This window comes from Deltaproteobacteria bacterium, from assembly GCA_016208165.1.
Classification (GTDB): domain Bacteria; phylum Desulfobacterota; class Desulfarculia; order JACQYL01; family JACQYL01; genus JACQYL01.
Map to the genome: position 1 here is coordinate 63,487 of JACQYL010000054.1, position 10,656 is coordinate 74,142.

Consider the following 10,656-nt stretch of genomic DNA (forward strand, 5'->3'; position numbering starts at 1 on the left):
AGGGAGAGGCTATGGATGTACAACAAATGATGGGGAAAGAAGATTTCCTGAAATTGTTCATCGCCCAAATACAAAATCAGAACCCCCTGGAGCCCATGAAGAACGAGGATTTTTCAGCTCAGCTCGCCATGTTTACGCAGGTTGAAGAACTGGAGAATCTGAACGACTCCGTCGATGACATGATCAACTTTCAGGCTTCCACGATCAGCGCGCTGGCAGTAGGGCTTATCGGGAAAGACGTCACCTACCAGGGTGACGGGATTCAACTGCAGGAAGGTGATTCGGGCGCCGACCTGACCTTCGAGCTTCAGGACGACGCGGCCACCGTGGCCATCACCGTCACGGACGAAGAAGGAAAAGCCGTGCGAACCTGGGAAGTGAATAATCTCGAAGCGGGCAGGCAGACCGTTCATTGGGACGGCATGAATTACGAGGGAGAGGCCGCTGACCCGGGCGCGTATACGTATGTTGTTCGGGCCAAGAACCTTGACGGTGATTCGGTTTCGGCCAGCACCTACCAGAAGGGCGAAGTAACGGGCATATCTTTTGACAGTGGGGTCACGTTTCTGGTCGTAAACGGGGAGAACGTCACGCTGGCGGAAATCGTCGGGATAAAAGAGCAGGAAGCGTGAGGAGGGCGACATGCTAGGCGCGTTATATTCAGGCATCACGGGCTTGACCGCTAATTCGTATACCATGAGTATTCTGGGCAACAATATCGCCAACACGAATACCGTGGGTTTCAAGAGGAGTAACGGGACCTTCTTCGATATATTGAGCGCCAGTCTCCAAGGTGGGGCGTCCAATATCCAAATCGGACGAGGCGTTTTCATGGGGAGCGTAAAAACGGATTTCATCCAGGGCTCCTTGAACCGGACGGAAAACGTGACCGACGTGGCGATCGAAGGGGACGGCTTTTTCGTGATCCGAGATCCTAACAGCGAAACCCTCTACTACACGCGAAACGGCGAATTCATTATCGACCGTGAAGGATTTCTGATCTCTTCGGACGGCTTGCGGGTCGAAGGTTACGGTCTGGACGCCAACGGTCAGATCGACTACACCAAGGAAGTGGACCTGAGAGTGAGCAACGTCTTGGGTCAGGCCCAAGCAACTGAAGACGCCCAATTGGGTCTTAACCTGGACGCGGAAGCTCCGGTTTACGTGGCCACGGACGAGGCGACGTACAGCGGGCGTTACAGCACCACCGTTATCGTATACGATTCTCAGGGTCGGGATATCCCGCTTTCGTTCACCTTTACCAAAACCGGCATCAACCAGTGGAGCGCCGTTCCTTCGATTCCACCGGAATTCGGCATTGCCACGGGCACTTCCGCGGCGGCCTCGGCCAGCGGTATCGAGGTTTTGGGAAGCGGTACGGGCCCGTACACCCTTGCCAACCCCCACGTGGACCTGAACAGTATGGTGTTTTCGGACGGATCGGGCGTCGTGCCTCTCACCCGGATCTACGAGGGCAATCCGACTCCGGGGCAGGTTCTGGTAGCGGTGGACGGGGACGGGGATATGACGCTCACTTTTGGAGCCCTGCCGAGCAGCGGCGCATGGCAAGTTGAATACAATCACTACACGGATACGGGTTGGCCCGTTGGTCTTACGTTCGGACCCACGGGCTTGATCGTTACCCCGGATCCCCATGGGCTCGCAGTGGAGCTGCATCTATCCACAGGCGCGATAGCGAACCAGGTCATCGACGTGAATTTCGATAACGTGACCCAGTATTCCGCTCCTTCCGTTACCAGCGAGATCCTTCAGGACGGGTACGGGGCCGGTGAGTTGAAGACGCTCGAGATTTCTCAGGAAGGTTTTATAACGGGCACCTTCACAAACGGGCAGACCCGGGAAGTCGGACAGTTTGTCCTGGGATTCTTTCGCAACCTGAATGGAATGGTTAAGGTCGGCGACACACGCTATCAGCCTTCCCGCGAGTCGGGGCAGGCCATCCACAACCGTCCAGGAACCGGCCTCGCCACCGTAACCTCCTTTTCGCTGGAACTGTCCAACGTGGACATGGCTTCCGAATTCGTACGCCTCATCACGGCTCAACGCGCCTATACGGCCAACACCAAGGTCGTCAGTACGGCCGATGCCATGCTGGCCGATCTCATGAACATCAAGCGATAATAGTTGGAAGCGCCCTTCCCCTCGAGGCCGGGGTTCTGCAGGGAACTCCGGCCGTTTTATTGCCGGCGGCCGACAATGTGCGCATCACGATGAGGTTGGCTCGAGGTCGGGAGATCTGACACCTCGCACCATATCGAGTTTTTCTCTCAAAAAGAAACTGGACGGAAACCGTTCCAAGGCTCGTTCCAGAGTCGCAAGCGCATCTTTGACTCGCTGAGAACGAAAATAGAGTTCGGCTAGGGTCTCGTGGGTCTGAACATCGTCGGGATCGGCCTCGATCGCCTTGAGCAGGCAGGATTCGGCCTTGTCCATGGAACCCGTTTCCAAACAAGCCCTGCCCAGGAGCTTCAGCGCTTTGGGGTTGTTCGGCTCGAGTTCGGCGGCTCGTCTCAACGTCGGCAGGGCCTGGTCCCATTTGGCCGAGCCCAGGAGGAATTCGCCTTTCAGACAGAGGGCGGCGCCTGTCTCGCCGTATCGAGACACATAGGCGGAAAGCAGGGCGTCCGCGTGTTTGACGTTCCCGGCCCTGAAGTAGAAAAGAGCCCCCTGGCTGAGAATCTGCCGTGGATCGGCTTCTCTGGGGACGTATTTTTCCCGAACGATCCGGACGTACCGGTTCCATGCCTCCTGCTGAAGATGAGCCCGTTCCAGGATTTGCGCGGCCTTCCGGGAGGTTGATCGATTCTTCTCGAGCCAATCCTCCCGGAGTACAAGCACTTGTTGATTCATTTGCAGCAAAATCTCCAGTCGGGAAGAGATGGTATCCTCATGGGCCTCTGATGTCGTAACTTGCTGAAACAGAGATTGGGCGACTGCCGGCAACTTCTGTTTCCACATCATGTGCGCCAGCTTGTGGAGATGCTCCCGGGATTCTCCCTCCCAACCGGTTTCGGCTGCCGCAAGGAGCCTGAGACGCTGCAAGGCTTCATCCAGTGCGCGTAGCAGCTCGGGACCTTTGTTGCGGGCCACCTCTGAAAACGTGAACGCCGCGTCCATGTCTCGACGGAATAGTCTCGCCATCTCCGCGGGCGGGGTCCGTATGGTCCATCTCAGCAAGGTGGCTGAAGTCCCGGCAAGCAGAAACAGGGATGGAGCCCAACCGGGTAGGTTCTGACAGATATGGTCCAGAGATTGGACGGCCTTGGGGCTGATTGAAAACCTGCTCCCGACTTTCGAAGGCTTGATCTTGCTACAAAGCTGCATCAACCGTTTAAGTGTCCGATTATGCCGTTCCAAGGATTCGATCATGGAAGCTAGGGCGTTCGACCGGTCCAACGCCCTAGCGGGCTCTAGCCACCAGGGCTCTTGAATCCGTTTTTCGGGCCGAATGCAGAACGAGTTCAGAGCGTCTTTGAGCCGCATCGGCTGGTAGCCTTTGAGTGAGATGCCGCTCTCCGAGGCGTTGATGAACCGCCGCCGGTTCGTCGAGGCCTCCAGCTCGAAGACCTGAGCGAAGCCCAGGAACTGGGTAACCGTCTTGACTTCCCTGCCCCACACGTCCCGCACCGCTACGATGGTCTCTTCAGGCAAGCTTTTGTACGACCATGTGTCCTGACCTGCCGCATGCGTCTTGTCCTCCGAGAACGCGAGATCCTGACCCATAAGAACGATGGGGTCACAACCCATGGAAAGAGCCAGGTGCAGGGATAGGAGGGCTACGGTGGTGACCGGTTTCAGGTATCCCTCGTCTCCGATGGCCGGAGACGACCACAGCACGTCCTGGCGGCTCCTGAGATGAAAAAAGATAGGACCCGGAAATTGATTGAGGATATCGCAATTCACCACCGGAGGGCATACCAGGGACACATGGGGAGGAACGGGAACGCCTTCAAATTTCTTAAGATTAAGTTCGAGAGGGTCGATACATGTAACGAAGTGGGGAGTGATTCCCATGGCCAGGGTGAGCCTGAGCGCGCTGTCGGAGCAGATGATCAGAACCCGGTCTTCATAACCCCGCAGGTGAAACAGGTTGTGTTCCAGGCTGGGACCGCCTCCGATGAGTACGGCGGGAATCCCCTTGAATTGGCCGAAGAGTCTGCCGGCGCCCTGATTCGTGATCCTGTGAGGGAGGTTTCGTATACTGTTCGCAGTGGTGAGAAGACCTCGAAGTTCGACAAATTTTGCCGATCCGGTGACGTGGTAGATCAGGTTTTGTATTTTCTGCCGCAATGACTGGTAAAGAGCCGGTTGGGATTCCATATACACCGAGCGAAAAGCGGCGTGGACCCGCACCACTACGTCGTTTTGCAGTTTGTCGAACGTCTCTTCCAGTTCTTCGTTATTCCGTATCCAGTAAATCTTCGGATGGTTGAGCAGTGGGGAGAGATCGGTATGGCGGAAGGCGGCCTTAAGGATACGCAGGTCGAATTCAAGTATGATAAAAGGGTGGTTCGGATCCATGCGCCGGGCGAACATGTTCGCCAGAAAACCCAGGCCGAAGCCGAGCATTACCGTTGCGGTGTCTTCCCCCTTTTGGGAAGGGGTATCCTTCAGCTGGGACTCGAAATCCGGTACTTCACCCAGGTATAGGGTTTTGGTCTTTCCGCCGGGAATGGATATGCGGAGATTCGGATATCCGGAATCGGTCCAAAACAGCATGCCTTCCGGCAAGTCGGGGGCTCCGAGGATTTCTTCCGCCAGTTGGGGCCGACTCCTCGCAAGGAGGTGGAGATTCTGCTCGAGTCGATTCGTGTCTTCCATGATTCGAGACTTGCTTTCGTGTCCGGCTTAAACCTGTTATTACGGGACCAAGACACCGAATGGGCGTCGGTCCGACGGAAAACAGAACGGATTCAGCAACGGTTTTGTGATAGCATATACTAGGAAGTTGCTCTTCACGACGGAGAGCAGGGGTGTTTATAGCTCTCGACGGTCGTTTTATCGAGCTGATGAAGCTAGGTATAGCATAGTTTGAGGACCCGCTCAAGGCGGTTGGAAGATCGAAGGTCCGTAGCAACCGTAGTGGAAGACACGTCTTTAAATCTCCTCCGGGCGTCAAAATTGTGACTAACGCCGGGATGATGCCGTTAACAAGGGGTGCGCCTCCGGTCCGGGAGGGACTTTTGATTGCTGAAGGTCTTTTTGGAGGACTGAAAGAGGTCCGTGCTTTTGTTCGGGAAGACCCGTTTGTCGGAAGTCGAGTCGGTGGAGTAGGCGGAAAGCGGTGAGAAGCGAACCTCGAAAAGGATTCCATAATCCCTTTTGCCGTATGATCGATCTGCGTGGTACGGAATTTGCTCAAAATGTGATGCAGCGAAAATCTACGGGGTACCCATGGACATCTCAACTGTAGTCGGAATTCTGGGAGCATTCACACTTGTTTTTGTCGCCATTCTCATGGGAGGCGGTCTCGCCTGGTTCGTGGACATCCCTTCGGTGATGATCGTGTTCGGGGGAACCATCGGGGCGACACTGATCAATTATCCCCTGAAAGATCTCCTGGGGATATTCAATGTGACTCGTAATGTTCTGTTTCATTCGCTTCCATCCAGGGAAGCGGTGATCGGTCAGATGGTGGACTTTGCGCAGATTACCAGGCGGGAGGGCATCCTGGCCCTTCAAGGTCAGTCGGACAAGATCGCCGATCCCTTCATGTCAAAGGGGATCACATTGGCCATCGATGGACTCGAGCCGGACATTATTTCCTCCATACTGGAAACCGAGATCGAGTTTATCGAAGAGCGCCATCGGCTTGGGGCGGAGATTTTCACGACCATGGGCAACTATGCGCCGGCCATGGGCATGTTAGGCACTCTGATCGGTTTGGTGCAAATGCTGATGCAAATGGACGACCCCAGCAAAATAGGGCCGGCGATGGCCGTGGCGCTCTTGACCACCTTTTACGGGGTTATATTGTCCAACCTGATCTGTCTGCCTATCGCCGGCAAATTGAGGACCCGCACCCAGGAGGAGATTCTGATCAAGCAACTCATTAGTGAGGGTATCCGTTCGATTCAGGCGGGAGATAATCCCAGGATCGTTGAAAGTAAACTTCATGCATTCGTTCCGCCGGCCGAGCGGAAAAGCGCGTTTAACTGATGGCAAGAAGAAAAAAAAGCGAAAGCGAGTCAGGTGCGGCTTGGGAAATGGTATTTACCTGCCTGGCCATCATCCTTGTGTCGTTCTTCTGCCTTCTGAATGCTCTCAGCAACAAGGAACGAGGAAAGATAATCGAAATCGCGCGATCGTTCAAGGGAGCCGTGGCCCTTCTTGAGGGGGGGCTAAGTGCGGAACTGGGCAAGGAACTGACTTTGTATTCTCCGGATCAGCCGTCGAAAGGCCGATTGGCGGTGAGGGCGGAAATGAGGCGGTCGATTGAAAACCTGCAGGCCCAGATCAAGGAAACGGGATTGGAGGAATTCGTATCCGTCAAATGGTCTGAGGAGGGAGTACAGTTTGTCCTAAGAGATGCGCTGCTGTTCGATGCGGGAAACGCGAATTTGAAACATGAAGCATACAAACTCATTGACATCATTGCCAATTCGATCCGGAAGTCCAATGTTCTCGCCGTGGTCGAAGGGCATACGGACGACCGGCCGATTCACACGCCATTGTATCCCTCGAATTGGGAACTGTCCGCCATGAGGGCGGCGGAGGTGATGCGATTCATGGAAACCCAGTTTTGTATACCCGCTTCTCGTATCGAAGCCAGAGGTTACGGGGAGTTCAGACCCATAGCCGAAAACGATACTCCGGAAGGGCGGTCCCAAAACCGCCGAGTGGAGATCCGATTGAAGAGTCTTCCGAAAGGACGTTATGGCGAAGGGTAAAGCAAGACCAGCCCCTCCAAAGGGCAACTGGCTCGCCACGTTCAACGATCTCATGACCCTTCTTCTGACCTTTTTCGTGCTCCTGCTGACCATGGGGTCGCTCGAAGGGGGAAAAACCAAGAAGATGTACACTGAGTTGAGAGGCGCCCTGGGGGTTTTGGGGGGCGGGTCCGGAGAGGAAACACAGGTATTCGAGCCGATCCTGCCGGTTTTAAAAATCGGAAAGCGGAAGAAAGTCGTAGAGAACCTGTATCGAGTGGAGGAAGACCAAGAGGCTTCTCCGGGTGAAGATGCGCTTCGGCAGAAAGAGACTCCGGCAAATGTGGTCGTGAAGCCTATCCAGACAACGGGGGAAATCGGTGATGGAGAGACATCGGACACCACGGATACGGAATACCGAAAGATTCCTCCCTTGCCGGAAGAAGTGATACGGCGAAAAAAATTGATGGCCGGAGCCGAGGATTTGAAACAAGAAACCCCCGGACTCAGCTTCGAAATCAGAGACGAGGATACAGTAGCGATTTCCGTGCCTCAGGTTTTTCTGTTCGAGATGGGAAGCGCGGAACTTAAAGGCGAGGCGAGCAAAATATTGGATCGAATAGCGGGTTTCCTGAACCGCAACCCGGAGTTGGGAATCGTTGTCGAGGGGCACACGGACAACATACCGATACGCACGGCGCGTTTTCCGAGCAATTGGGAACTGTCCGTGGCCAGGGCCGTCAATGTACTGAATATCTTGCGCGAGAGAAGCGACCTGGGTCCAGACAGGTTTGCGGCGGTAGGATATGGAGATTCCCGTCCTGTAAACACGGAGGATACTCCCGAAGCTCGGGCGGAAAACAGACGAGTAGCGATTTTACTAAGTTATGATCTGTGAGGGAATTGAATATGGCTGATGAGAAACCGACCAACGGCGGGGGGGCCGCAGCGGAGGCTCCAAAGAAAAAAGGCAAACTTGGCCTGATACTGATCATTGCCGTTGTTCTGATTCTGGCGGGAGGCGGCGCTTATGTATGGTTTTTCATTTGGAACGCCCCCAGCCCGCCGGCTCCGGCTCCGGCGACCAATCAGGCCTCAAGCGAAGACCAGTCGAATCCTGCGCGCTCCGGGTCTGCAACCAGCCCCGAAATTGGCCCCCTGTTCCCGTTAAAGAGCTTTATCGTGAATCTTCAGGAGAGAGAAGGAGAGCGTTATCTGAAGGTGACGATCGAACTCGAGATGGAACAAGAAACACTCAACGACGAGCTGACGAAAAGGACGTCGCAGATTCAGGATACCATAATCGCGTTGTTGAGTTCCAAGAGCTACGAGGAGATATCCAGTTTGTCCGGCAAACAAGTGCTGAAAGCGGAAATAAAAGCTCGGGTGAACCGGCTATTGACTACCGGCAATATACGTCGAGTGTATTTTACCGAGTTCGTGGTTCAATAAGGATTTCGTATGAGCCAGATTCTTTCCCAGGAAGAGGTGGATGCTTTACTAAGGGGTGTTTCCGGCGGCGAAATTGAAACCGAGGCGGAGCAACCCCTAGACGAGTCCGGAATTGTCGTATACGACCTGACCAGTCAGGACCGAATCATACGCGGGCGGATGCCCACCCTGGAAATCATTAACGACCGATTTTGCCGACTATTTCGGGATATCCTTTCCACGGCGCTGCGCAAGGTTGTGGATGTGAGTATGGTATCGACCGATATGATGAAATTCGGCGAATTTCTCAAGACGTTGCCCGTGCCCACCAGCATCCACATCCTGCGCTTCGAGCCGCTCAGGGGGAATTCCCTCATGATCTTCGAGTCCAAACTGGTATTCACCCTCGTGGATCTTTTCCTGGGCGGCAAAGGAAGCATGAGCATGAAGGTCGAAGGGAGGGAATTCACCCGCATCGAAACCAGGATCATACTGAAAATACTGAATATGGGCTTGCAAGCCATGAACAGGGCCTGGAAGCCGGTTCACGAACTGGACATTTCTTATGTACGGTCGGAGATCAATCCGCAATTTGTGGGCATCGTGCCGCCCACGGACGTGGTGGTTGTGGTGAGCTTTGATATAGAAATGGAGTTTGCCTCAGGGGGCATGACTCTGTGTATTCCGTATTCATCTCTGGAGCCGATCAAAGATAAACTTCATGCGGGCTTTCAGAGCGACCAGCTCGAGGTCGATCATGCGTGGATCAGGCGTTTCTACAGGCAGCTCCTGGGAGCGGAGGTCGAGTTGATCGTCGAGTTGGGCTCCAATGTTATGAAAGGGCGTGATCTGATCCACATGGGCGTGGGAGATGTCCTGCAACTGGCTCAAGGCAGTGGGGATGAGATCATAGTGAGAGTGGAGGGGATTCCGAAATTCAAAGGACATCCCGGAGTGGTAAAGGGGAACATGGCGGTCCAGATTACGCATGCTCTCAGGGAGGAGAGAGATGAGTGATTCGGAAGGGGTGCGAGACGCAACGTTCCAGAGTCTTCAGGACACGGCCGGCGGGCAGGGGTCGGAACTGGATCCAAGCCTGAATTTCATTCTGGACATACCTCTTAAGGTTACGGTGGAGCTGGGGCGAACCAAGATGCTGATCGACGACCTCCTCAAGCTCACCAAAGGCTCCGTTGTCGAGCTTTCCAAACTGGCTGGTGAACCCATGGAAGTGCGCATTAACGACCGTCTTGTAGCCAGAGGCGAAGTGGTCGTGGTCAATGAAAAATTCGGCGTGCGTCTGACCGACATCATTAGTTCGTCGGAACGGAATGAAATGCCCAAGTAGCTCCGGAGAGGATAGCGACGCAATGGGATCCGAGTATTATTTCGAACTGATCAAAATGGTTACCGCACTGGTTTTGGTGCTCGGTGTCATGTATCTGGCGTTCTTTGTAGCCAAGAAGACTATATGGAAAGGATTGGCTACGGGGGCGTCGGGTGTGCCGATTCGGATTCTCGCTCAACGGTCCCTGGGTTCCAGGAAAAGCATCGTGGTGGTGGAGGCGGACGGGCAGCGCATGGTGTTGGGTGTAACGTCGGATCGTATCAATCTTCTGGCGAAAACGGAATCCTCCGCTCCGGAGGGAAGTTCAATGCCGGCTGGACAAGGCGGGCCTCATCAGGGGATTTTTCCTCGCATGCTCGCGGCCTTCGTGAATAGAGGCGAGGGGATCGAAAAGCATGAAAACGTTTAGCACACGCAATCTCATCTGCCTTCTAGTGCTTTCGGTGCTTGTAATAGGTCAAACCATGGGCGGCGGCGAGGCCGAGGCCCAGCTCAAGCTCCCTTCTATCCAGATCGGGTTCGGCGACGCGGACGGACCTGAACAGATATCGTCCGTGTTGCAGATCATGCTTGCGCTTACGGTGCTGACTCTGGCGCCGGCGATTCTGGTGTTGTTCACCAGTTTTACCCGCATCATTGTCGTGTTTTCATTCCTGCGCCAAGCCATGGGAACGCAACAGATGCCGCCGAACCAGATCATGATCGGTCTGGCGCTTTTCTTGAGCTTTTTCATCATGTCGCCGGTGCTGAGTGAGATCAACCAGAAAGCGCTGCAGCCCTATCTGAACGAGGAGATCAACCAAACGGAGGCTCTGAACCGGGCCCAGGAGCCGATCCGCAAGTTCATGCTGGCTCAAACCCGAGAGAAGGATTTGGCCCTGTTCGTCAGTATGGCTCAGAAAGACCGTCCAAAAAATATTTCCGAGGTCTCCACACTCATGATCGTTCCAGCCTTCGCCCTCAGCGAGATTCGTACGGCCTTTCAGA

General features: G+C 54.6%; 11 protein-coding genes. 10 read left to right on the plus strand and 1 reads right to left on the minus strand.

What is annotated here, in order from left to right; genetic code table 11:
* Nucleotides 1-11: 11 nt before the first annotated feature.
* Both HY788_12140 and HY788_12145 read left to right on the plus strand, forming a co-directional pair.
* Nucleotides 12-632 carry a hypothetical protein gene (locus tag HY788_12140; protein ID MBI4774907.1) on the plus strand — a complete coding sequence of 207 codons (621 nt, stop codon included), beginning with the start codon at nucleotides 12-14 and terminating at the stop codon, nucleotides 630-632.
* 10 nt (nucleotides 633-642) lie between these two features.
* Entirely contained in the window at nucleotides 643-2,142 is a 1,500-nt protein-coding gene (locus tag HY788_12145; protein ID MBI4774908.1) for a flagellar hook protein FlgE, read from the plus strand.
* A gap of 84 nt (nucleotides 2,143-2,226) precedes the next feature.
* Here HY788_12145 and HY788_12150 read toward each other — a convergent pair whose 3' ends face one another.
* Entirely contained in the window at nucleotides 2,227-4,842 is a 2,616-nt protein-coding gene (locus HY788_12150; GenBank protein MBI4774909.1) for a DUF115 domain-containing protein, read from the minus strand.
* A gap of 573 nt (nucleotides 4,843-5,415) precedes the next feature.
* On the opposite strand from HY788_12150, the gene HY788_12155 reads away from it, so the two are divergent.
* From HY788_12155 to HY788_12190, 8 genes are all read left to right on the plus strand, one after another.
* Complete coding sequence (locus tag HY788_12155) at nucleotides 5,416-6,180, plus strand: MotA/TolQ/ExbB proton channel family protein (GenBank protein ID MBI4774910.1); 765 nt, start codon at nucleotides 5,416-5,418, stop codon at nucleotides 6,178-6,180.
* On the plus strand, nucleotides 6,180-6,911 hold the full coding sequence (locus tag HY788_12160) for an OmpA family protein (protein MBI4774911.1): 732 nt from the start codon (nucleotides 6,180-6,182) through the stop codon (nucleotides 6,909-6,911). The genes HY788_12155 and HY788_12160 overlap by 1 nt, the downstream gene beginning before the upstream one ends.
* The gene (locus HY788_12165) at nucleotides 6,898-7,788 is read left to right on the plus strand and encodes an OmpA family protein (GenBank protein MBI4774912.1); all 891 of its coding nucleotides are present in this window, start codon (nucleotides 6,898-6,900) and stop codon (nucleotides 7,786-7,788) included. The genes HY788_12160 and HY788_12165 overlap by 14 nt, the downstream gene beginning before the upstream one ends.
* 11 nt (nucleotides 7,789-7,799) lie before the next feature.
* Nucleotides 7,800-8,342: a flagellar basal body-associated FliL family protein gene (locus tag HY788_12170; GenBank protein ID MBI4774913.1), complete on the plus strand. Its 543-nt coding sequence runs from the start codon at nucleotides 7,800-7,802 to the stop codon at nucleotides 8,340-8,342.
* A gap of 9 nt (nucleotides 8,343-8,351) precedes the next feature.
* Nucleotides 8,352-9,338, plus strand: coding sequence for a flagellar motor switch protein FliM (gene fliM, locus HY788_12175; GenBank protein MBI4774914.1), 987 nt, complete (start codon nucleotides 8,352-8,354; stop codon nucleotides 9,336-9,338).
* The gene (fliN, locus tag HY788_12180; GenBank protein MBI4774915.1) at nucleotides 9,331-9,669 is read left to right on the plus strand and encodes a flagellar motor switch protein FliN; all 339 of its coding nucleotides are present in this window, start codon (nucleotides 9,331-9,333) and stop codon (nucleotides 9,667-9,669) included. The genes fliM and fliN overlap by 8 nt, the downstream gene beginning before the upstream one ends.
* A 22-nt stretch (nucleotides 9,670-9,691) precedes the next feature.
* The gene (gene fliO, locus HY788_12185) at nucleotides 9,692-10,078 is read left to right on the plus strand and encodes a flagellar biosynthetic protein FliO (GenBank protein ID MBI4774916.1); all 387 of its coding nucleotides are present in this window, start codon (nucleotides 9,692-9,694) and stop codon (nucleotides 10,076-10,078) included.
* The coding region (locus HY788_12190; GenBank protein MBI4774917.1) for a flagellar type III secretion system pore protein FliP at nucleotides 10,065-10,656 on the plus strand (592 nt) is incomplete at its 3' end. The genes fliO and HY788_12190, both read left to right, overlap by 14 nt.

What these genes read in the sequence shown, in the direction of transcription:
- HY788_12140 (MBI4774907.1), top strand. Translation starts at nt 12, where the DNA reads ATGGATGTACAACAAATGATGGGGAAAGAAGATTTCCTGAAATTGTTC.
- HY788_12145 (MBI4774908.1), top strand. Translation starts at nt 643, where the DNA reads ATGCTAGGCGCGTTATATTCAGGCATCACGGGCTTGACCGCTAATTCG.
- HY788_12150 (MBI4774909.1), bottom strand. Translation starts at nt 4,842, where the DNA reads ATGGAAGACACGAATCGACTCGAGCAGAATCTCCACCTCCTTGCGAGG.
- HY788_12155 (MBI4774910.1), top strand. Translation starts at nt 5,416, where the DNA reads ATGGACATCTCAACTGTAGTCGGAATTCTGGGAGCATTCACACTTGTT.
- HY788_12160 (MBI4774911.1), top strand. Translation starts at nt 6,180, where the DNA reads ATGGCAAGAAGAAAAAAAAGCGAAAGCGAGTCAGGTGCGGCTTGGGAA.
- HY788_12165 (MBI4774912.1), top strand. Translation starts at nt 6,898, where the DNA reads ATGGCGAAGGGTAAAGCAAGACCAGCCCCTCCAAAGGGCAACTGGCTC.
- HY788_12170 (MBI4774913.1), top strand. Translation starts at nt 7,800, where the DNA reads ATGGCTGATGAGAAACCGACCAACGGCGGGGGGGCCGCAGCGGAGGCT.
- fliM (MBI4774914.1), top strand. Translation starts at nt 8,352, where the DNA reads ATGAGCCAGATTCTTTCCCAGGAAGAGGTGGATGCTTTACTAAGGGGT.
- fliN (MBI4774915.1), top strand. Translation starts at nt 9,331, where the DNA reads ATGAGTGATTCGGAAGGGGTGCGAGACGCAACGTTCCAGAGTCTTCAG.
- fliO (MBI4774916.1), top strand. Translation starts at nt 9,692, where the DNA reads ATGGGATCCGAGTATTATTTCGAACTGATCAAAATGGTTACCGCACTG.